The organism is Hoeflea algicola, assembly GCF_026619415.1.
GTDB classification, from domain to species: Bacteria; Pseudomonadota; Alphaproteobacteria; order Rhizobiales; family Rhizobiaceae; genus Hoeflea; species Hoeflea algicola.
Window position 1 is genome coordinate 3,482,255 of sequence record NZ_JAOVZR010000001.1, and the last position, 20,527, is coordinate 3,502,781.

Genomic DNA, 20,527 nt, shown 5'->3' on the forward strand with positions numbered 1-20,527 from the left:
CGCGATGGGATCGAAATGAGCGCGCAGCACAACAGTTGGGGCCGGGTCACGCGGCGGCAACGCGGTACGGCCAGGCTCGAGGACCTTGCCGACAGTGCGGCTGATGGTCTGTTGCCGTTCGGCAATGGCCGCTCCTATGGCGACAGTTGCCACAATGATCGGGGCCGGTTGATCGCCATGCGTCCGGGCGCGGCCATTCGCGCGTTCGATCCCGAGACCGGTGTACTGACGGCGGATGCCGGCGTGCTGTTGTCGGATATTCTGGCGCTGGTCATGCCGCAGGGCTATTTTCTGGAAGTCACGCCGGGAACCGCGCAGGTGACGCTCGGCGGCGCCATCGCCAATGATGTGCATGGCAAGAACCATCACCGCCGCGGCACATTCGGCCGCTCGGTGCTGTCCTTCACCCTGCTTTCAAGCGACGGTAGCCGCACGCTCTGCTCGACTTCCGACAACCAGTCCTTGTTTGCCGCGACCATCGGCGGCATGGGGCTGACCGGCGTCATCGAGGCCGCCACAATCCGGCTGATGCCGGTGCCCTCGGCCAATGTCCGGCAGACCGCGTTTCGGTTTACCTCGATTGACGGCTATTTCGACGCGATCGACGAGATTGATGCGCGTCATGAATATTCTGTCGCCTGGATTGACCAACTGGCGCGCGGCGGCAGTCTGGGACGCGGCGCGCTGATGGCCGGCGATCACGCCGAGCACGGTGGTCCGGCTCGTGCACCCTCCGCGCCGCGGCTGGCGGTGCCGTTTTCGCCGCCGGTCAATCTGCTCAACCGGCTGACGCTGAAAGCCTTCAACGCGCTCTATTACGCCCGCGCCCCGAAAACACCGGAGACAGTAATTGTCCCCTGGGCTTCCTATTTCCATCCGCTTGACGCGATTACCGGTTGGAACCAGCTTTACGGGCCGCGCGGTCTGTTCCAGCATCAGAGCGTCTATCCCTTTGAGACCGGTCGTGAGACCACCATCGCGCTGATCGAATGTGCCCAGGCTCATGGTGCTGCTTCGTTCCTGACGGTGCTCAAGCGCTTTGGCGATGTTCCATCCCCGGGGCTGCTCTCGTTTCCACGGCCGGGATTTACGCTGACACTTGATTTCGCCAACAGCGGCGAACGCACGCTGAAAATGCTCAATGCGCTTGATGCGATCGTGTTGAAAGCGGGCGGGGCGCTCAATCCCTACAAGGATCAGCGTATGGGGCCGGAAATGTTTGCCGCCTCGTTTCCGAACTGGCGGGAACTGGAAGCCATGCGTGATCCGGCCCTGATGTCTGACCTGTGGCGCCGCACCGCGATGGTGCTGGACCGCGATCAGCCGGCAACCAGAAGCATGTCCACGGCCGCCCGGCTCTGAGCCAAGGTGTGGACGCTCGCCATCAGGCTTGCAACCCTCACCGCCGCTCAGTATCTGAAGGGTGACAAAGGCCCGATGCCGGAACTGGCGTGGGCGCAGGAGCGAACCAAAGGTCTGCCAATCATGCCCCGCATCTCCATTCTCGGCACCGGTGCCTGGGGAACTGCGCTGGCCGCCGCATTTGTCGGCCAGGGTCACCCGGTTCGCCTTTGGGGCCGCAACAGCGCAATCTGCCAGGAAATATCCAGCCACCACACCAACCGCGCCTATCTCGGCGAGGCGCGCCTGCCTGCGGCCCTCAAGGCCAGTACGGACCTGGGCGCGGTGCTGGCCGACGCCGAAATCGTGCTTGTGGTTGCCCCCGCCCAGTCTACCGGGGATCTGGCCGCCCGAATTTCGGCACTGGTTCCCGACAAAGCGGTGCTGATTGCCTGCGCCAAGGGCATCGACAATCGCACCGGCCAGATGCAGAGCGAATTGATTGCCGCGCAACTGCCGCATCACCCGGTTGGCGTTCTCTCTGGTCCGAGTTTTGCTGCCGATGTAGTGCGTGGCCTGCCCACGGCGGTAACCCTTGCCATGCCCGATCTTGAATCCGCGCAGCAATTGGCGCGGTCGCTGTCAGGGGGCGCGGTGCGGATCTACGCCTCCGACGATGTTACCGGTGTGCAAATCGGCGGATCGCTCAAGAACGTGATGGCGATCGCCGTCGGCATCTGCCGCGGCGGCGGCATGGGTGCCAGCGCAGAAGCAGCGCTGATCACACGCGGCTATGCCGAACTGGTACGGCTTGGCGTGGCCATGGGCGCGCGTGCGGACACGCTGATGGGGCTCTCGGGACTGGGCGATCTGGTGCTCACCTGCTCGTCGGAACTGTCGCGCAATTTTGCCTATGGCATCGCCGTCGGCAGCGGCCGCGATGTCTCCGGCCTGAAGCTTGCCGAGGGGGTGTACACCGTCTCGATTGCCAACCGGATCGCCGAAGATCACGGCATTGCCTGCCCGGTCATGCAGACCGCAGGTCTGGTTTTGTCGGGGAAGATGTCGGCGGCCGAGGCACGCACCACATTGATGGCGCGCCCGATCAAGACTGAAAGCGCCCAGCAACAGCGCTGATACCGCAGCTTGCTCTCGTCGCCTTCAGTGCTGCGGTCAGCGGGGAGGCATGAAATATTTCATTGGTTCCGCTCGGGCATGAGAGGAATTTTCATATTTTTCGCGTCAACTGACGCAAACCAGTGCATGTCGCGCTCATCTGATTCCATGTGAACGATGATTTACATGCGCTGTTCAAGCTGTTTCAGCGTCTTTGGCGCATCCGGATGGATGCGCGGCGCTAGAGGTCAACCGCCGAAAGGCCGCGCCAAGCGGAGCATTCCATGGGCTCAAACCACACCATTACGCCCGTCATTCTGTGCGGCGGCGCCGGATCCCGGCTTTGGCCGATGTCGCGCGATTCTAAGCCCAAACAGTTCCATCGTCTCGTCAACGACAAGACCCTGCTGACCAATACGCTCGAGCGTGTCGACCACAAGGGCGAGGGTCTGCGCTACCTGCCGACCCGGGTTGTCGGCGGCGTCGGCTTTGAATCGCTGCTGGTCGAACAGGGTGAAACCAGCAGCGTCGAGGTCGAGCGTTATGTGCTCGAGCCGCTGATCCGCGACACCGCACCGGCGATTGCTGCCGCGATTGCCGATCTGGCTGAAACCGACCCGGAGCGGATGGTGCTGGTGCTGCCCTCCGATCACCAGATTTCCGATGTGGCGGCGTTTTTCGATGTCGTCCGCACCGGCGCCGAGGCGTTGGCCGCGCGCGGCGGCATCATGACCATCGGCATCGCGCCTACTCGACCCGAAACACAATATGGCTATATCGAGCGCGGCGACGGCGATGGCCCGGTCTTTGATGTCTCGCGGTTTCGCGAAAAGCCGGATCTGGAAACGGCAGAGACCTTTCTGCGCTCCGGACGGTTCTTCTGGAATGCCGGCATCTTCATGTTCCGCGCCGGCGAAATGGGCGCCGAACTCGGCCGCCAGCAGCCCGAGGTCTGGTCCCAGGCCCGACAGGCCGTCGAACGCGCCGAAATTGCCGGCAAATGCTACCGGCTCGACAGCGACGCCTTTGCCGCCAGCCCAAAAATCTCGATCGATTATGCGGTGATGGAAAACGCCAGCCGCATCAGCGTCGTTGCCGCGTCGTTTGACTGGAACGATCTCGGATCATGGAACCAATTGCACGATGGCTCGCCGCTCGACGAGGCCGGCAATGCCCGTTTCGGCGATGTGCTGGCGATCGATGTTCACGACAGCTACCTGCGCTCTGAAGACCGGCTGCTGGCGGTGGCGGGGCTCGACAACATCATCGTCGTCTCCCAGCCCGACGCGCTGCTGATCGTCCATCGCGACAAGGCGCATCTGGTCAAGGACATCGCCACCCAGGTCAAGCAATCTGGCGAATGGCCGCCGCTGGCTGTGGCCCATTCCGGCCGGCCGGTACCCTCGCCGCGGGTAATCCGCAAATGGCTGTTCGACACAGCCCTGCCGCTATGGGCCGGTGTCGGCGTCGACCGGGTGCATGGGGGCGTACATGAAGCGCTCAACCATGACGGCACCCCCGCCGATCTGGATTACAAGCGGTTTCGGGTGCTGGCACGACAGATCTATTGTTTCGCCAATGCCGAATTGCTCGGCTGGGATGGCGGCGCGCACGAGGTGCTGCGCCATTGTTTTGACACGCTGGTGGAGACCGGCTGGCATGCCGATGGCGGCTGGATCCATCTCTGGAACGCCGACGGCACGGTCAAGGATCCGCAGCGCGACACCTATGACCAGTGTTTCGTGCTGCTGGCGCTGGCCTGGTTGTGGAAGGCGACGAAATGGCCCGAAGCGCGGGTTTGGGCCGAACGCACCATCGCCTATATGGACGATCACCTGATCGACCATGCCCATGGCGGGTTTTATGAATCGAGCCTGCGACTGGATTACCGCCGCGCCAACCCGCACATGCATTATCTCGAGGCGATGCAGGCGTGGTATGAAGTCACCGGCGAACGCGCGTTTCTCGATCGCGCCCAGACGGCGGTCGACCTGTTCACCTCGGTGTTCTTCAATGCCGAGAGCTGGAGCGTCACCGAGCATTTCGAGCGCGACTGGTCGGTGCGTACTGACAAGCCGGCCCGCATCGAGCCGGGACATCATTACGAATGGGTGTGGCTGCTGCTGCGTCAGGCGCGGTTTGCCGATCAGCCGCAACTCAAGGAATATTGCCGCAAGCTTTATGCCACCAGCCACGCCTTCGGCCATGCCCGAGGGACTGACGCGGTGTGCGATTCGATGGCGCCGGACGGTTCCGCGATGGTAGGCACCGCGCGGCTGTGGTGCCAGACCGAGGCGCTGAAGGCCGGGCTTTTAAGCCGCGCCGAAGGCTTGCCCGGCGACGAGACGCTGTTCATCCGGATGCTCGATGTGATCTTCAACCGCTACCTGATCACACCTGTGGCCGGTGGCTGGTACGATCAGATCGACCCCAACGGGCGGGTGATATCCAAGGATATGCCGACCAGCACCTTCTATCATGTGTTCTGTGCGCTGGTTGAGTATCTCCGGCACGAAGAAATGCTGGGCTGAATCGTCCGCAAGACGGCCAGCATCAACGCGACATCCAGGGAGTAGCAAATGGCGGCGAAATTTGGCACCAGCGGTCTGCGCGGCCTTGTCGGCGACCTCACCGACGGAACCGCCGCAGCCCATGCGCGGGCCTTTGCACGGCACTTGCGGCAGACCGGGATGGCGGCTTCGGGCGCCCCGATATTCCTCGGTCAGGACATGCGCGCCTCGAGTCCCGAAATTGCCGCGCAATGCGCCGCGGCCCTGCTTGCCGAAGATCTCCACCCGGTTGATTGCGGCGTCACCCCGACGCCCGCGCTGGCGCTTCACGCCATGAGCCAGGGCGCTGCGGCGCTGATGGTCACCGGCTCACACATTCCCGATGATCGCAATGGCGTCAAGTTCTACCGGCCCGATGGCGAGATCGACAAGGATGACGAGGCGGCGATCTCGCGGCTTGCGTCCGAGCTGGCCGGGCCATTGCCGGCGGCCGGCGCGCTCGATACGGATTCCGGAGCCGCCACCCACGGCTTTATCGCGCGCTATCGCGGTTTTATACCAGAGGGGGCCTTCGAGGGGCTGCGCGTCGGGGTCTATGAACAAAGTTCTGCCGCTCGCGAGGTCCTTGCGACGGTGCTCGAACAGGCCGGCGCCACGGTGGTCAGGCTTGGCCGGTCCGAGACCTTCATCCCGGTCGATACCGAGGCGGTGTCGGAAGAAACCCACAGGCTGGCAGCGAGCTGGGTCAAGTCCGAAAGGCTCGATGCGCTGGTGTCTGCCGATGGCGATGGCGACCGGCCCTTGCTGGTCGACGAGACCGGAACGGTGCTGCGTGGCGACGCGCTGGGGCTGATTGTTGCCCGTTATCTCGATGCCGACGCCGTTATCACGCCGGTCACCTCCAATTCCGGCATCGAGCAGCGCTGCCGGGCCGAGGTTCACCGCACAAAAGTGGGCTCGCCCTATGTCATCGCCGCAATGGCTGAAGCTCAGCGCGGCGGCAAGGCCCGGGTGATCGGCTTTGAAGCCAATGGCGGCGTGCTCACCGGCAACCGCATCCGCACGGGCGCAGCCGATCTGGCACCGCTGCCGACCCGCGACAGCGTCCTGCCATTGCTTTGCGCTCTGGCCGCCGCGCGCGCTGCCGGCCAGAGCGTCTCGGCCCACGTGGCTCAGTTCGAACTGCCGGTTGCCATCAGCGACAGGATCGAGAATTTTCCCACCGATGTTAGCCAGGCGCTGGTGGCTCGACTATCAGGCGATGAACAAGCCTGTGCGGCGTTTTTCGCAGCACTCGGACCGGTCGCGGATATCGACCGTACCGATGGTCTCAGGATCACGCTCCAAAACGGAGATATCGTCCACCTGCGCCCCTCCGGCAACGCACCGGAAATGCGGATCTACAGCGAGGCGACGAGTGAAACCAGAGCGCGGGCGCTGATTGCGCAGGTAAGGCAGCAGGTTCGCAACAGCACCGGCGGCTGATGCGCCAAGAGCGCTCATACGGTCAGATGCTTGCGGATTTCCGGGTCATCAAGGGTCTCGGGGGCCCCTGAATGGACCACCTTGCCGCGATCCATGATGTAGATGTGATCGCCGATCTCGCGGCAGAAATCGAGATATTGCTCGACCAGCAAAATGGCGATGCCCTTGTTGCGCAGCACCGTGAGCGCCCGGCCGATATCCTTGATCACCGAGGGCTGAATGCCCTCGGTGGGTTCGTCAAGCACCAAAAGCTTGGGACGGATCACCAGCGCCCGGCCGATGGCCAGTTGCTGCTGCTGGCCGCCGGAAAGGTCACCACCACGCCGCCCGAGCATTTCCTTGAGCACCGGAAACAGCTCGAAAACCTCGTCGGGTATGGTTCTCTTGCCGCGCGGCAGCGCTGAAAACCCGGTCTGCAGGTTCTCCTTGACCGTCAAGAGTGGAAAGATCTCGCGGCCCTGCGGCACGAAGCCGATCCCGGCGCGGGCGCGGTCGTAGACTTTCCTGGCGGTGAAGGTCTCGCCATCAAACCTTATGTCACCGAAGCTCAGCGGATGGTGCCCGATCAGCGATCTCAGCAGGCTGGTCTTGCCGACCCCGTTGCGTCCCAGAATGCAGGTGATCCTGTCGCTGGCAATCTCCAGGCTGACACCCCTCAGCGCTTCGGCGGCGCCATAATGAAGTCCGGCATTTTCGATCTGCAACATCTGTCGTTCACCTCCCCAGATAGACATCGACGACGCGCTGGTCGGCGCTGACGTGATCGAGCGAGCCTTCGGCCAGCACCGAGCCCTCGTGCAGGCAGGTAACCTTGACGCCGAGGTCGCGAATGAAATCCATGTCGTGCTCGACGACGATCACCGTGTGGGTTTGGGCGATTTCCCGCAACAGCCGCGCGGTTTCGGCTGTTTCCGCATCGGTCATGCCGGCAACCGGCTCGTCGACCAGCAGCAGTTTGGGATCCTGGGCCAGCAGCATGCCTATTTCCAGCCATTGCTTCTGTCCGTGCGACAGGTTTTCGGCCAGATCGTGCCGGCGGGCTTCCAGCCGGATGGTCACGAGAATGTTGTCGATGCGATCGCTTTCGTCAGTCTTCCGGGAGCCAAACAGCAGACCCTTGATCCTGAGCCCGCCGGACATGGCCAAAAGCAGGTTGGTTTCCACCGAGTGGTTCTCGAACACCGTCGGTTTCTGGAATTTGCGGCCGATGCCCATGGTGGCGATCGACGATTCATCATGCTTGGTCAGATCGATCTTGCCGTCGAAAAAGACGGTGCCTTCATCGGGACGGGTCTTGCCGGTGATGATGTCCATCATGGTGGTCTTGCCTGCGCCATTGGGACCGATGATCGCCCGCATTTCGCCGGGGCCGACGGCCAGCGACAATTCGTTGATCGCCCGGAATCCGTCAAAACTGACCGAGACATTGTCGAGATAAAGCATCGAGGACGTCAGCCGCGCGCTCATGGCCTACTCCGCTGCTTGGGGTTGGGGGGCGGGCAAGGGGGCAGCGCCCTGGCTTGGTCTGCTTTGCTGCCGCTGCCGCGCCCATTGAGACAGCGTACCGACCAGCCCCTTGGGCAGGAACAAGGTGGTCAGCACGAACAGCGCGCCGAGCACGAACAACCAGTATTCCGGCAGCAAGCCGGTGAACCAGCTCTTGCCGCCATTGACCAGGAACGCGCCGATGGCCGGGCCGACGATGGTGCCGCGCCCGCCGACCGCGGTCCAGATGACGATCTCGATCGAGTTGGCCGGAGCGAACTCGCCCGGGTTGATGATGCCGACCTGCGGCACGTAAAGCGCACCGGCGATGCCGGCCATCATCGCCGACAGCGTCCAGACGAACAGCTTGATGTTTTCCGGCCGAAACCCCAAAAACCTGGTCCGGCTTTCCGCATCACGGATCGCCACCAGCACCTTGCCAAAACGCGATGCCGAGATCGCTGCCACCAGCATCAGGAACAGGCACAGGAACAGCGCGCTGAGGCCAAACAAAGCAGCACGGGTCTCGCGCGCCTGGATGTCGAAGCCCAGAATGTCCTTGAAGTCGGTCAGCCCGTTATTGCCACCAAACCCCATGTCGTTGCGGAAAAACGCCAGCAGCAGCGCATAGGTCATGGCCTGGGTGATGATAGACAGATAGACCCCGGAAACCCGTGACCGGAAGGCAAACCAGCCGAAGATGAAGGCGAGCAGGCCGGGCACAGCCATCACCATCAGCGCGGCAAACCAGAACTGGTCGAAGCCGGTCCAGAACCAGGGCAGTTGCTGGTAGTCCAGAAACACCATGAAATCGGGCAGCACCGGGTGACCATAGACGCCACGGGTGCCGATCTGGCGCATCAGATACATGCCCATGGCGTAGCCGCCGAGTGCGAAAAACGCGCCATGACCGAGCGAGAGGATGCCGCAATAGCCCCAGACCAGATTGAGCGAGACCGCAAGCATCGCGTAACACAGGAATTTGCCCAGGAGCGCGACGATATGATTTGGCACGTGCAGCGGCGAGCCCGGCGCGGTCGCAAGGTTGGCAAGCACGATCAGTACGGCGGCAAGGGCGATCAGGGTCACCGCGATCCATGTACCGCGGCCGATCAGGGCGGGGTGTATCTGCGTGCTCATGTCTCCACCGCCCTTCCCTTGAGCGCGAACAATCCGCGCGGTCGTTTCTGGATGAACAGGATGATGAGGACGAGAACCAGGATCTTGCCGAGCACGGCGCCGGTATAGGGTTCGAGAAACTTGTTGGCGATGCCGAGCGTCATGGCGCCGACCAGGGTCCCCCAAAGATTGCCGACGCCGCCAAAGACCACGACCAGGAAGGAATCGATGATGTAGCTCTGGCCCAGGTTGGGCGAGACGTTATCGATCTGCGACAGCGCCACGCCAGCAATACCGGCAATGCCGGAGCCGAGCCCGAAGGTCATGGCGTCGACCCACGAAGTCTTGATCCCCATCGCGCCAGCCATTCGCCGGTTCTGGGTCACGGCCCGCATTTCCAGCCCCAGTGCCGAGCGGTTGATGATCAGATAGAGCGCAGCAAACACCACCGCCGCGAACACCACGATCCACAACCGGTTCCAGGTGATCGACATCTGGCCGATCTCGAAGGCACCGGACATCCACGAGGGATTGCCGACTTCGCGGTTGGTGGGCCCGAACAGGGTGCGCACGCTCTGCTGCAGGATCAGCGACACGCCCCAGGTGGCGAGCAATGTCTCCAGCGGCCGGCCGTAGAGAAACCGGATCAGCCCGCGTTCCATGATCACGCCGATGGTGCCGCTGACAAGAAAGGCCAGCGGAACGGCAACCAGCAGCGAATAGTCAAACAGCCCCGGCGCGGTGGTGCGGAACACTTCCTGCACCGCGAAGGTGGTGTAAGCGCCCAGCATCACCATCTCGCCATGGGCCATGTTGATCACCCCCATGACGCCGAAGGTGATGGCAAGACCGATGGCGGCCAGGAGCAGCACCGATCCGAGCGAAATCCCGTACCAGATGTTTTGCGCTGCCGACCAGGCGGCGAGGCTTTCCTCGACCTTGGCAATGCCGGCATCGAGTTTTGTCTTCAATTCGCCATCGGCAGCATTGGCATAGGCCGACAGCAGCGCCAGTGCCGCGCGGTCACCCCGGGCTGCAATGATGTCGATGGCTTGGGATTTTTCAGCAAGCGGCGCATCGGTGGCGAGCAATGCCGAGGCGCGTGCTTCAATGAAGGCTGAGCGCACATTGGCATCGGTTTCGGTTTGCAGCGCTTCATCGAGCGCTTCAAGCGCGGAGGCATCCGATTGCTCGAAGATCGTCCGGGCGGCAGTCAGACGAACGTCGGCGGATTTGGCCTTTAGTGTCAGCCCCGAAAGTGCCGCGGCAATCTTGCGCCGGAGCGAATTCTTGATCTTGATTTTCTTCAAACCGGACGCCTCCACGGGGCCGTCCGTGAGCGCTTCGCCGCTTACGGCATCGCGCAGCACAAGGTTCGGCGCCTCGCCCTCGACCACCAGTACCCGGCCATCGGTGGCGCGCGCCATCAAGGTGCCATCTGAAAGGCTGCGCAATGCCAGAGCGGCGCGCGGATCGCCGGTCGCTGCAAGGCGCTCGATGACGGCTTCGACCTGGCTGAATTTCTTGGCCCTGGCAAAATCGGCGATGATGTGCTCAAGCGAGGGGGCTTGCGCGCCGGCCTTGGTCACAAGCGTCAGCAACATGGTGGTGATCAGAAAAAGGGTGCGCAGCATGGTGTGATGATTTTCCGGGAATGGGGTGGCGACAGGGTTGGACCGGTGATGTCCGTTGCCGCGTCCAAGGGGTACGGCCGCCCGCGGGGGGCAGGCGGCCGCAGTCGTTCTTAGTTGCTGACCGTGCCGACGCAGGTCTCGGTTTCGGTGTTGTAGTTTCCGCATTTCAGGTCGACCCAGTCGGCCTTCAGCACGGCCGATTCCGGCAGGTAGTCGGACCATGCGTCGCCCGGCACCAGATCGTCGGTCCGCGAGACCACCTCGAACTGGCCGTCGGCCTGGATTTCACCGATCAGCACCGGCTTGGTGATGTGGTGGTTGGCCAGCATCTTCGACATGCCGCCGGTCAGGTTGGGAACCTCGACGCCGACGATGGCGTCAATGACCGCATCAGGATCGGTGGAGCCGGCCTTCTCGACCGCCTTGATCCACATGTTGAAGCCGATGTAATGGGCTTCCATCGGGTCATTGGTAACGCGCTCTGCGCTGGTGAAGGCTTTCCACTTTTCGATGAACGCCGCATTTTCCGGCGTATCGACCGACTGGAAATAGTTCCAGGCGGCCAGGTGGCCGACCAGCGGTGCGGTATCGAAGCCGGCCAGTTCTTCCTCGCCGACCGAGAATGCGACGACCGGAATGTCGGAGGCCTTTACGCCCTGATTGCCGAGTTCCTTGTAGAACGGCACATTGGCGTCGCCATTGACGGTGGAAACAACGGCGGTCTTCTTGCCGGCCGAGCCGAAGCTCTTGATGTCGGAGGCGATCGTCTGCCAGTCGGAATGGCCGAACGGCGTGTAGTTGATCATGATGTCCTCTTCAGCCACGCCCTTGGATTTGAGGTAGGCTTCGAGGATCTTGTTGGTCGTGCGCGGATACACATAGTCGGTTCCCGCCAGCACCCAGCGCTCGACCTCTTCTTCTTCCATCAGGTAATCGACGGCGGGAATGGCCTGCTGGTTCGGTGCGGCGCCGGTGTAGAACACGTTGCGCTCGCTCTCCTCGCCCTCATACTGAACCGGGTAGAACAGGACGTTGTTGAGTTCCTTGAATACCGGCAGCACCGATTTGCGCGACACCGAGGTCCAGCAACCGAACACGGCCGATACCTTGTCGGCCGAGATCAGCTCGCGGGCTTTTTCCGCAAACAGCGGCCAGTCGGAGGCCGGGTCGACGACGACGGCTTCCAGTTGCTTGCCGAGCAGACCGCCCTTGGCGTTCTGCTCCTCGATCAGCATCAGCATGGCGTCCTTGAGGGTCGATTCTGAAATCGCCATCGTGCCAGACAGCGAATGCAGGATGCCGACCTTGATCGTCTCATCGGCCGCGAATGCGGCGGGCAGGCTGATTGCAGTTGCCAAAGTTGCGGCCGAAGCGAGCAGCATGGCCCGGCGAGTAAATTTCGTCATGAAAGTCTCCGTCAGTTGCAGTTGCACCGACGAAAGCAACGCAATGTGTGTGCCAGATTCCTTTCAGGCTGCCATCACGCAGTATAGGCTTATGTAATTGTTCACCGAATCCGCTTGGATTGGCTGGGGCACCGATCCGCGCGAGCACGTCTGGCCGCGGTTGATGATTGGCAAAAAAGATGAAAAATTAAGCAAAATAGACAAATGCCCTAATATTGAACTGTCGATCAACTTCCCTGTTGTCAGGCCCGTGAATGGCCTCATCGAGACCATTTGATGGACACATGAGGTGTCTCACGAACGGGCGTTATCATGCTGTCAGCCCTTTCAGGTATCGGGTACCAAGCATTTTTGGGGTGTGAAGGTGTAATGCAATTCCTGATTGAGAGGGTGGTGCGACAACCAGACTCGCTCTGAGGCTGTATTTGGATTGATTTACAGTCTGAAACATGATCTCCTCCGTTTCGGGAGAAGGTACGTGTTGAATCAGCAATCTTTTTCGATGAGCGCAATTGATGAAGCCGATCAATCGCGGGTCCATGTCTACCGGCTTCTGGCGCGGTTGTTGCGCGAGCCGCCCGACGCTCCCCTTCTCGCTATTCTCTCCCAGATGACCGCTGACGATTCCGAACTCGGTCGCGCCATCTCCGATCTCGCCCATTCCGCCGCCGTGACAGATCTGGCTGCCAGCCGCGATGAATACAATGTGCTTTTCATCGGCCTGGGCAGGGGTGTCCTGACCCCGTTTGGTTCCTATTACCTCACCGGATTTTTGCACGAAAAGCCGCTGGCGCGCCTGCGTAACGACATGCGGCCACTGGGTATTGCCCGCAGCGATGACGTCAAAGACCCTGAAGACCATGTTGCCGCGCTGATGGAGATGATGGCCGGATTGATCGATGGCAGCTTCGGCGCCGTTCAACCGGGATCAGCGCAACGGGCCTTTTTTGACGCCCATATTGCCAGTTGGACGCCTCATTTTTTCAAGGATCTCGAGAGCTGTGCCTCGGCCGGTTTTTACAAGCCTGTCGGCCGTATCGGACGCCTGTTCATGGCGATCGAGCAGGAAGCTTTCGAAATGTAAGCCGCATTTTTGCGGGAGTTTTTTTCAGCGCGTATTGCAGTCCGGATGAGACACCCGGCCAGACTGCTGCAGTTGGTTCCAGGTGTCGAGGAGTGGAGACCATCATGAAAGCAAAGGTAGAAGATGCCGCGACAGACCGTCGCGGGTTTCTGAAGTTCGCTGGGCTTGGCACGATTGCCAGCGGAGCGGCTCTGGTCACAGGCACGGCAGCTGAGGCAGTCGAAATCGCCGGACCGCAGACTGCCGCCGGGTACAAGGAGACCGATCACGTCAAGGCCTACTATGCCAGCACTCGGTTCTAAGGATCGGCTCTGGTCACCGTATTAGACGGGACAAACACAAGGAGAGTTAGCATGCTCAGGAAGAAGACAAATGGGGTTGCGAGAGGCCCCCGGATGTCCTCGACGATAGCAGAGCTCGGGGCTACGGCAATTGACCGCCGTACATTCCTCAAGCGCTCGGGCCTCACCATTGGTGGGGCGGCAGCCATTACCTCGCTTTCGGGCGGAATGGTGAAGCGAGCCGAAGCTCAGACAGCCGCAGGCACCCGGAAAGTCGAAACCAAGAAATCGGTCTGCACGCATTGCGCCGTGGGTTGCACGGTGATTGCCGAGATCGAAAACGGTGTCTGGACGCGTCAAGCGCCCGGCTATGATTCTCCGTTCAACCTGGGCGCCCATTGTGCCAAGGGAGCGGCCGTCCGCGAGCATGCCCACGGCGATCGCCGCCTGAAATATCCGATGAAGCTGGTCGGTGGCAAATGGCAACGCGTCTCCTGGGACGAGGCCATCAACGAGATCGGCGACAAGATGCTCGAGGTGCGCGAGACCTCCGGACCGGATTCGGTCTATTGGCTCGGCTCGGCCAAGCATTCCAATGAGCAGGCCTATCTGATCCGCAAGTTTGCGGCCTACTGGGGGACGAATAACATCGACCACCAGGCGCGCATTTGCCATTCGACCACGGTGTCTGGTGTTGCCAACACCTGGGGCTATGGCGCGATGACCAATTCCTACAACGACATCCACAAGTCGCAGTCGATGATCCTGATCGGATCCAATCCGGCGGAAGCGCACCCCGTGTCGTTGTTGCACCTTCTCAAGTGCAAGGAAGAAAACAACGCGCCGCTGATCGTTTGCGATCCGCGCTTTACGCGCACGGCAGCCCATGCCGATGAATTTGTGCGGTTCCGTCCGGGCACCGATGTGGCGCTGATCTGGGGGATTCTCTACCACATTTTCGAAAACGGTTGGGAAGACAAGGAATATATCCGGACCCGCGTCTGGGGCATGGATCAGATCCGTGACGAGGTCAAGAAGTGGAACCCGGCCGAGGTTGAGCGTGTGACCGGAGTGCCCGGATCGCAAATGGAGCGGGTCGCCCGCACGCTGGCCAACAACAAGCCAGGCACGTTGATCTGGTGCATGGGTGGCACGCAGCACTCGAACGGGTCTTCCAATACCCGCGCCTATTCGATCTTGCAGTTGGCGCTGGGCAATGTTGGAAAGTCTGGCGGCGGCGCCAACATTTTCCGCGGCCATGACAACGTGCAGGGCGCCACCGATTTGGGTGTGCTGGCCGACACGTTGCCGGGATATTACGGACTGACAGCGGGCGCCTACGCCCATTGGGCGCGCGTCTGGGACGAAGACCTTGACTGGCTCAAGGGACGTTTTGCCACGATGAAAGGCAAGGACGGCAAGAACAAGTTAATGATGTACGAGACCGGCATTCCGGTGTCGCGCTGGATTGATGGTGTTCTGGAAGCCAAGGAAAACATTGAGCAACCCGACAACACCAAGGTCATGGTGTTTTGGGGCCATGCGCCGAACTCGCAAACCCGTCTGCCGGAGATGCAGAAGGCGATGGGGATGCTGGAACTTCTGGTAGTCGTCGATCCCTATCCGACGATGACCGCGGTGCTTCAGGACCGTCAGGATGGCGTCTACCTGTTGCCGGCATCGACGCAGTTCGAGACCTCCGGCTCGGTGACGGCATCCAACCGCTCGATCCAGTGGCGCGAGACAGTGATTGACCCGTTGTTTGAATCACTGCCCGACCACACCATCATGTACAAGTTCGCCAAGAAATTTGGCTTCGAGGACAGGATGTTCCGCAACATTGAGGTCAATGGTGAGGAACCGCTGGTCGAGGATATCACCCGCGAGTGGAACCGTGGCATGTGGACCATCGGCATGACCGGGCAATCGCCCGAGCGCATGAAGTCGCACATGCAACATCAGTACACGTTCGACAAGACCAGCTTGCGTGGTGTTGGCGGACCGCATGATGGCGAATTCTACGGCATGCCATGGCCTTGCTGGGGCACGCCCGAGCTGAAGCATCCCGGCTCGGCAGTGCTGTACGATGTGTCGACACCGGTGGCCAAGGGCGGGATGGGTTTCCGTGCTCGCTTCGGCGTTGAACGCAACGGCGACAATCTGCTGGCGGAAAACAGCTGGCCGGTTGGCTCCGAGATCGAGGACGGCTATCCCGAATTCACGATGGCCATGCTCAAGGGTCTTGGATGGGACAAGGATCTGACCCCCTATGAACGACGCATGATCGAGTATGTCGCAGGCATCCTTGATAAGCGGCCTTCGGAGGAGGAGGTCGGGGAGACATCCGATCAGGGTGACATTCCCTCCGACTATGACCAGAAGATCGAAGGCGTGAACTGGAAAATCGATCTTTCCGGAGGTATCCAGCGCGTCGCGATCAAGCACGGCTGCGCCCCCTACGGCAACGCCAAGGCGCGCGCCGTGGTCTGGACCTTCCCCGATCCGGTGCCGCTGCATCGTGAACCGCTTTATGCGCCCGACCGCGAGATTGTGGCCGACTATCCGACCATCGAGGACAAGACCTTCTGGCGCCTGCCAACGGCCTTCAAATCGATCCAGGATGTCGATTTTGCCAAGGACTATCCGATGATCATGACATCGGGTCGCCTGGTTGAATACGAAGGCGGCGGCGACGAAACCCGCTCCAATCCGTGGCTGGCCGAGTTGCAGCAGGACATGTTTGTCGAGATCAATACTTTTGATGCCAACAATCTGGGCATCAGGGATCGTGAGACGGTCTGGCTACATAGCCCGTCGGGGGCCAAGATCAAGATCATGGCCATGGTCACCGAACGGGTGGGTCGGGGCGTCGTCTTCTGTCCCTTCCATTTTGGCGGCCAGTTCCAGGGCGTCGATCTGAGGGACAAATATCCTGAAGGCGCCGATCCGATCGTGCTTGGGGAGGCCTCCAACACTGCCCAGACCTATGGCTACGACATGGTCACACAGATGCAGGAAACAAAAACCACACTTTGCCGCGTCGAGCGGGCATAGGGAGGACACACTATGGCTAGAATGAAATTCCTCTGCGACGCCGAGCGCTGTATTGAATGCAATGCCTGTGTCACGGCTTGCAAGAACGAGAACGAAGTTCCCTGGGGCGTCAACCGGCGTCGGGTCGTCACCATCAATGACGGCAAGCCCGGGGAACGGTCGATTTCGGTGGCCTGCATGCACTGTTCGGATGCGCCGTGCATGGCGGTCTGCCCTGTCGATTGCTTCTACCAGACGGCAGATGGCATCGTCTTGCACGACAAGGATCTGTGCATCGGCTGTGGGTATTGCTTCTATGCGTGCCCGTTCGGTGCGCCGCAATATCCGCAAGCCTCCAACTTCGGATCACGCGGCAAGATGGACAAGTGTACGTTCTGTGCCGGCGGTCCAGAGCTCGACAACTCCGCTGCCGAGTTCCAGAAATATGGACGCAACCGCATTGCCGAAGGCAAGCTGCCGCTTTGCGCCGAGATGTGCTCGACCAAGGCGCTGCTGGCCGGCGACGGTGATACGGTGTCGTCCATTTATCGCGAGCGCATCGTCGCCCGTGGCTTCGGCGCAGGCGCCTGGGGCTGGGGTACGGCCTACGATCAGAAGAGTGGCGGTTGACCGACATGTGTTGATCCCAGACGGATTGGCAGGCGGGCACAGGTCCGCCTGCCAATTTCCGTTAGACAGTATCCGGATACCGGGAGTTCACCGATGAATAGTCTGAAGACCCGATTCGCGTCCATGCAGCCAATGACGGTTGCAGTCGTGTTTGCCGTTGTCGCCCTTGTCGGTCTGTGGCTACCGCTCCAGGCCCACGCCCAGAGCACAGTCCGCCCGCCGGAAAATGCAACGACGGCCATTGCGCCGCCCGGCCCTGGCATGCAGGGCAACGTGCAGGCAAATCAATCAGATGCGGAAATCTGGCATGACATCCGGCTAGGTGAGATCGGCGGGTCGTCGACTCCGAATCCGTCCGGTGGCCAGATGATTCAGTCTCAAGGTGAGGACTGGCGGCTGTATCGCCAGGGTCCGACCCACGATTACCTCGGCTATGCGATGCTTGGAACGCTGATCCTGCTGGCGCTGTTTTTGGCGATACGTGGTCGCATCAAGGTCGAACATGGTATGTCCGGCATCAGGATCAAGCGCTTTTCCACCCTGGAGCGGATGAGCCACTGGCTGATGGCGCTATCATTCATCATTTTGGGGATCAGCGGCCTCAACGTTACCTTCGGACGCTCGCTGATCCTGCCGCTCGTTGGCAAGGATATTTTTGGTCCGATGTCGGGCTATCTCAAAGCCGCTCACAATTACACCGCCTTCGCCTTCATGCTTGGGTTGGCCATCGCCTTCGTGCTTTGGGTCGTGCACAACATTCCCGATCGCACCGATCTCAACTGGCTGGCAAAGGGAGGTGGGCTTTTGAGCAAATCGAGCCACCCCCGGCGAAAAAATTCAACGCCGGCCAGAAGGTCATCTTCTGGGGGGTGATGTTGCTCGGTCTGTCATTGTCGGTCTCGGGCTGGGCGTTGCTGTTTCCGTTCGAACACAGTCTGTTTTCCGATACGTTTGCGCTTTTCAGTTATGTCGGTATCGATGTGGCCCATATTCTGGGTCTGCCTGAGGCGCCTTACAGCGCCATTCAGGAGCAGCAGCTCAACAGCGCCTGGCATGGCATCATCGCGGTGGTGATGATCTGCCTGATCTTTGCCCATATCTATATCGGTACCATCGGTATGGAGGGCGCCTTTGACGCAATGGGCTCGGGCGAAGTTGACTTGAACTGGGCCAAAGAACACCATTCGATATGGGTTGATGAGGTCATGTCGGAGAATACCGACAAGACCGGCAAGGCCGAGGTGGCGGCTGCCGCACCGGCCGAGTGATGATGGGAAGGAACCGGATATGAAAGCATTTCTTCTCAGCATCGCGGTATTGTTGCTGGTCGTGATCGGTGCCCGGTACGGGCTCAAGCCGCTGTGGGACACGCCGTCGGCCGCGATTTATTCGACTGGGAATGTGCGCTTGAATTGAAGCAGGCACGGAAAATGAGAGTGATACGATGAGTGACGAAGCCTTTAACCTGTCGATGCGGAAATTCCTCAAGCAAGTCGGCGTAACTTCACAGCAGCAGATCGAAGAACTGGTGCGCTCCGGGGCTGTCGGTGCCGGTTCGTTGAAACTCAAGGTCGTGTTGACAGCCGAAGGTACCGACCTGAAGCATGTTGTCACCGGCGAAGTCGAGTTGCCCTGATCGTCAGCATGCTGCCCACACCGGAATTCCCGCCGCTGTTGACCGGGCATGCGGTGCCCACTCATGAAGACCCGTTACAGGTTGCATTTGAAGGGGCAAGGCTTGGCCGCTTCAGTGCCGGTGATCTCTGCTGGTCGCTGGCAGAAACGCATGCGCGTGCCGCGATCATACTGGAACCCGAATGTTGCCTCGCCAAAGCCTTGCCGATGGCGCCGCTGATGATGGTTGCCATTGGCGATGCGCTGGGTGCGATCGGGCCGCCAAATCTGGCCTTGATGTACCATTGGCCAACCACATTGCTGGTTAATGGCGGCGAAGTCGGCGAGGTTTTCTTGCGCGGTCCTGAAGCAGCCGGGCTTGCAGACATTCCTGAATTTATCGTGCTCGGGTTCTCTGTGACGATGAGTGTGCCGGCCGAGATCTTTGACGCGCCGGGACTTGTTCGCAATACAACCGCACTGTTCGAGGAAGGGTGCGGTGATCTCGACCGGACGCAGGTCATCGAGGCGGTAGCGCGCCATTTCCTGTCATGGGTCGATACCTGGGAGCACGACGGTTTTGCGCCCGTCCACACGCATTTTCTGGGCCGCATGCAACCGGCGGACATGCTCACGGTGCAAATTGGCACAGTGGCACACGAAGGCCGGATGGTCGGCATAGATGAAGATGGCGGCTTGCTGCTCGATGGTGCCGACGGTGTTAGCGGCTTGTCGCTGGCTCAGGGATTGGGGATGGCTGGGTGATGCAGGTAAAAGACAGGGCGCAGGGTGTGATCTGGAAATCCGCCGGCCAACATTTGACGCACAGGCTGGACAATGGATGGCTTGCCGTCAGCGGTGATTTTCTGCGTGCCTATTACACTCGTCCGGAAATTCATCCTGTCGAGGAAAGCTGTGCTGTCGAGCACGCTCTGTTCGAGCGGTTGATGCAGGACCCGTTTGCGGCGATTGGCGCTGACGAACTTGCCGCGATTGCCGATCCAGATGCTGCAGCCAATTATGCGTTGGTGTTGCGGTTTCGCAATCACCTGGTCGCCAGGGGATCGATCGAAGCGGCCTATGCTTCCTTGTTCGCGCCCGGTGCACCGCAGATCCCGCCCGTGTTCATAAGCCAGATGGCGCACCTGATCATGGGCAACATATTGATGGGCGAACGCGACGCGAAAGTCGCACGCGCTGCCGAGTTGTTTTTCCGCGAGCAGACCGCAACTACGTCAAACGAGCGAATGATGTTGGCCGATACCGAAGTGGTCGAAACGCGCGCCCAGCAGACAGCTCTTCTTGCCCTGTCGGACCCCAGCCGCACTGAAGTTGCCCTCGACATACTCGACACCGATAATGCGGATGAGTATTGGGCGCGCGCCGATCATTTCGATCTGGCTCTGGATTTCCGTTTCTCCGAACCGGGACAGGATGCCTTTGCCCGGTTGATCGAGCGCTGGACCAAACACTTCCTTGACTTGCGTGTTCGTGTGCAGCCGTTGCAATCGTTCAAGAACGAACGCTGGTCCTGGCATGTCGGGCTGGATGCCGAAGCCAACCGCATCCTGAACGCGCTTTATAAAGGTGAATATTTGCCCGAGGAGGGCCAGGGGAGCATTGCCGCGCTGTTCCGGATGGAGTTTCTCGATTATGATCGGGTGCTGGACAAGATGCGCCGCAAGCCGGCCTTTCTCGGGCTGGCCATCGATGCGCATGACCGCATCCGGATGAAACCGCAAAACCTGCTGATCAACCTGCCTCTGAAGCCTGCTCATCAGTAGCCGGC

At 60.8% G+C, this 20,527-nt stretch carries 20 protein-coding genes; 15 read left to right on the forward strand and 5 right to left on the reverse strand.

Going from position 1 to position 20,527, the window contains the following annotated elements; translation table 11 throughout:
- Window positions 1-15 precede the first annotated feature (15 nt).
- The 4 genes from OEG84_RS16985 to OEG84_RS17000 all read left to right on the forward strand — a co-directional run bounded on the left by OEG84_RS16985 (window position 16) and on the right by OEG84_RS17000 (window position 6,452).
- The gene (locus OEG84_RS16985) at window positions 16-1,362 is read left to right on the forward strand and encodes an FAD-binding protein (protein WP_267654849.1); all 1,347 of its coding nucleotides are present in this window, start codon (window positions 16-18) and stop codon (window positions 1,360-1,362) included.
- 123 nt (window positions 1,363-1,485) lie between these two features.
- Window positions 1,486-2,478, forward strand: coding sequence for an NAD(P)H-dependent glycerol-3-phosphate dehydrogenase (locus OEG84_RS16990; protein WP_267656223.1), 993 nt, complete (start codon window positions 1,486-1,488; stop codon window positions 2,476-2,478).
- Between the two features lie 263 nt (window positions 2,479-2,741).
- Complete coding sequence (locus tag OEG84_RS16995) at window positions 2,742-4,988, forward strand: AGE family epimerase/isomerase (protein WP_267654850.1); 2,247 nt, start codon at window positions 2,742-2,744, stop codon at window positions 4,986-4,988.
- A 48-nt stretch (window positions 4,989-5,036) separates the two neighbouring features.
- Window positions 5,037-6,452: a phosphomannomutase gene (locus tag OEG84_RS17000; protein ID WP_267654851.1), complete on the forward strand. Its 1,416-nt coding sequence runs from the start codon at window positions 5,037-5,039 to the stop codon at window positions 6,450-6,452.
- Between the two features lie 14 nt (window positions 6,453-6,466).
- On the opposite strand, the gene urtE is transcribed toward OEG84_RS17000, so the two are convergent.
- From urtE to urtA, 5 genes are all read right to left on the reverse strand, one after another.
- Window positions 6,467-7,159, reverse strand: coding sequence for an urea ABC transporter ATP-binding subunit UrtE (urtE, locus tag OEG84_RS17005; protein ID WP_267654852.1), 693 nt, complete (start codon window positions 7,157-7,159; stop codon window positions 6,467-6,469).
- Between the two features lie 7 nt (window positions 7,160-7,166).
- Complete coding sequence (gene urtD, locus OEG84_RS17010; RefSeq protein WP_267654853.1) at window positions 7,167-7,919, reverse strand: urea ABC transporter ATP-binding protein UrtD; 753 nt, start codon at window positions 7,917-7,919, stop codon at window positions 7,167-7,169.
- A 3-nt stretch (window positions 7,920-7,922) separates the two neighbouring features.
- Complete coding sequence (gene urtC / locus OEG84_RS17015; protein WP_267654854.1) at window positions 7,923-9,077, reverse strand: urea ABC transporter permease subunit UrtC; 1,155 nt, start codon at window positions 9,075-9,077, stop codon at window positions 7,923-7,925.
- Window positions 9,074-10,690, reverse strand: coding sequence for an urea ABC transporter permease subunit UrtB (gene urtB / locus OEG84_RS17020; protein WP_425602862.1), 1,617 nt, complete (start codon window positions 10,688-10,690; stop codon window positions 9,074-9,076). Before urtB ends, urtC begins: the two co-directional genes overlap by 4 nt.
- A gap of 110 nt (window positions 10,691-10,800) precedes the next feature.
- Window positions 10,801-12,096 (reverse strand): urea ABC transporter substrate-binding protein, encoded by a 1,296-nt coding sequence (urtA, locus tag OEG84_RS17025; RefSeq protein WP_425602863.1) that lies wholly within the window; start codon window positions 12,094-12,096, stop codon window positions 10,801-10,803.
- Window positions 12,097-12,193: 97 nt separating this feature from the next.
- Between urtA and OEG84_RS17030 the strand changes: the two genes are divergently transcribed.
- The 11 genes from OEG84_RS17030 (at window position 12,194) to OEG84_RS17080 (ending at window position 20,522) form a co-directional block, all read left to right on the forward strand.
- A complete protein-coding gene (locus tag OEG84_RS17030) occupies window positions 12,194-12,373 on the forward strand; it encodes a hypothetical protein (protein WP_267654855.1) in 180 nt (59 codons plus the stop codon).
- Window positions 12,374-12,598: 225 nt separating this feature from the next.
- Complete coding sequence (locus tag OEG84_RS17035; protein WP_267654856.1) at window positions 12,599-13,180, forward strand: TorD/DmsD family molecular chaperone; 582 nt, start codon at window positions 12,599-12,601, stop codon at window positions 13,178-13,180.
- 104 nt (window positions 13,181-13,284) lie between these two features.
- Window positions 13,285-13,482, forward strand: a complete 198-nt coding sequence (locus OEG84_RS17040) for a twin-arginine translocation signal domain-containing protein (RefSeq protein WP_267654857.1) — start codon at window positions 13,285-13,287, stop codon at window positions 13,480-13,482.
- A 51-nt stretch (window positions 13,483-13,533) separates the two neighbouring features.
- Complete coding sequence (locus OEG84_RS17045; protein ID WP_267654858.1) at window positions 13,534-16,515, forward strand: molybdopterin-dependent oxidoreductase; 2,982 nt, start codon at window positions 13,534-13,536, stop codon at window positions 16,513-16,515.
- 12 nt (window positions 16,516-16,527) lie between these two features.
- A complete protein-coding gene (fdh3B, locus tag OEG84_RS17050) occupies window positions 16,528-17,124 on the forward strand; it encodes a formate dehydrogenase FDH3 subunit beta (protein ID WP_267654859.1) in 597 nt (198 codons plus the stop codon).
- A gap of 93 nt (window positions 17,125-17,217) precedes the next feature.
- On the forward strand, window positions 17,218-17,997 hold the full coding sequence (locus OEG84_RS17055) for a cytochrome b/b6 domain-containing protein (RefSeq protein WP_267654860.1): 780 nt from the start codon (window positions 17,218-17,220) through the stop codon (window positions 17,995-17,997).
- Window positions 17,982-18,392 carry a hypothetical protein gene (locus tag OEG84_RS17060; RefSeq protein ID WP_324288263.1) on the forward strand — a complete coding sequence of 137 codons (411 nt, stop codon included), beginning with the start codon at window positions 17,982-17,984 and terminating at the stop codon, window positions 18,390-18,392. The genes OEG84_RS17055 and OEG84_RS17060 overlap by 16 nt, the downstream gene beginning before the upstream one ends.
- 19 nt (window positions 18,393-18,411) lie before the next feature.
- Complete coding sequence (locus OEG84_RS17065; RefSeq protein ID WP_267654862.1) at window positions 18,412-18,540, forward strand: hypothetical protein; 129 nt, start codon at window positions 18,412-18,414, stop codon at window positions 18,538-18,540.
- Between the two features lie 28 nt (window positions 18,541-18,568).
- The gene (locus OEG84_RS17070) at window positions 18,569-18,760 is read left to right on the forward strand and encodes a DUF6494 family protein (protein ID WP_267654863.1); all 192 of its coding nucleotides are present in this window, start codon (window positions 18,569-18,571) and stop codon (window positions 18,758-18,760) included.
- A gap of 8 nt (window positions 18,761-18,768) precedes the next feature.
- Window positions 18,769-19,503: a biotin/lipoate--protein ligase family protein gene (locus OEG84_RS17075; protein WP_267654864.1), complete on the forward strand. Its 735-nt coding sequence runs from the start codon at window positions 18,769-18,771 to the stop codon at window positions 19,501-19,503.
- On the forward strand, window positions 19,503-20,522 hold the full coding sequence (locus OEG84_RS17080; protein ID WP_267656226.1) for a DUF6352 family protein: 1,020 nt from the start codon (window positions 19,503-19,505) through the stop codon (window positions 20,520-20,522). Before OEG84_RS17075 ends, OEG84_RS17080 begins: the two co-directional genes overlap by 1 nt.
- Window positions 20,523-20,527: the final 5 nt, after the last annotated feature.

Excerpts from the sequence above, each read along its gene's own strand:
- OEG84_RS17055 (WP_267654860.1), top strand. The coding sequence starts at position 17,218 with ATGAATAGTCTGAAGACCCGATTCGCGTCCATGCAGCCAATGACGGTT.
- OEG84_RS17000 (WP_267654851.1), top strand. The coding sequence starts at position 5,037 with ATGGCGGCGAAATTTGGCACCAGCGGTCTGCGCGGCCTTGTCGGCGAC.
- OEG84_RS17045 (WP_267654858.1), top strand. The coding sequence starts at position 13,534 with ATGCTCAGGAAGAAGACAAATGGGGTTGCGAGAGGCCCCCGGATGTCC.
- OEG84_RS16990 (WP_267656223.1), top strand. The coding sequence starts at position 1,486 with ATGCCCCGCATCTCCATTCTCGGCACCGGTGCCTGGGGAACTGCGCTG.
- OEG84_RS17040 (WP_267654857.1), top strand. The coding sequence starts at position 13,285 with ATGAAAGCAAAGGTAGAAGATGCCGCGACAGACCGTCGCGGGTTTCTG.
- urtC (WP_267654854.1), bottom strand. The coding sequence starts at position 9,077 with ATGAGCACGCAGATACACCCCGCCCTGATCGGCCGCGGTACATGGATC.
- urtD (WP_267654853.1), bottom strand. The coding sequence starts at position 7,919 with ATGAGCGCGCGGCTGACGTCCTCGATGCTTTATCTCGACAATGTCTCG.
- OEG84_RS17070 (WP_267654863.1), top strand. The coding sequence starts at position 18,569 with ATGAGTGACGAAGCCTTTAACCTGTCGATGCGGAAATTCCTCAAGCAA.
- urtB (WP_425602862.1), bottom strand. The coding sequence starts at position 10,690 with ATGCTGCGCACCCTTTTTCTGATCACCACCATGTTGCTGACGCTTGTG.
- urtE (WP_267654852.1), bottom strand. The coding sequence starts at position 7,159 with ATGTTGCAGATCGAAAATGCCGGACTTCATTATGGCGCCGCCGAAGCG.
- urtA (WP_425602863.1), bottom strand. The coding sequence starts at position 12,096 with ATGACGAAATTTACTCGCCGGGCCATGCTGCTCGCTTCGGCCGCAACT.
- OEG84_RS16985 (WP_267654849.1), top strand. The coding sequence starts at position 16 with ATGAGCGCGCAGCACAACAGTTGGGGCCGGGTCACGCGGCGGCAACGC.
- OEG84_RS17035 (WP_267654856.1), top strand. The coding sequence starts at position 12,599 with ATGAGCGCAATTGATGAAGCCGATCAATCGCGGGTCCATGTCTACCGG.
- OEG84_RS16995 (WP_267654850.1), top strand. The coding sequence starts at position 2,742 with ATGGGCTCAAACCACACCATTACGCCCGTCATTCTGTGCGGCGGCGCC.
- OEG84_RS17065 (WP_267654862.1), top strand. The coding sequence starts at position 18,412 with ATGAAAGCATTTCTTCTCAGCATCGCGGTATTGTTGCTGGTCGTGATC.
- OEG84_RS17080 (WP_267656226.1), top strand. The coding sequence starts at position 19,503 with ATGCAGGTAAAAGACAGGGCGCAGGGTGTGATCTGGAAATCCGCCGGC.
- fdh3B (WP_267654859.1), top strand. The coding sequence starts at position 16,528 with ATGGCTAGAATGAAATTCCTCTGCGACGCCGAGCGCTGTATTGAATGC.
- OEG84_RS17075 (WP_267654864.1), top strand. The coding sequence starts at position 18,769 with ATGCTGCCCACACCGGAATTCCCGCCGCTGTTGACCGGGCATGCGGTG.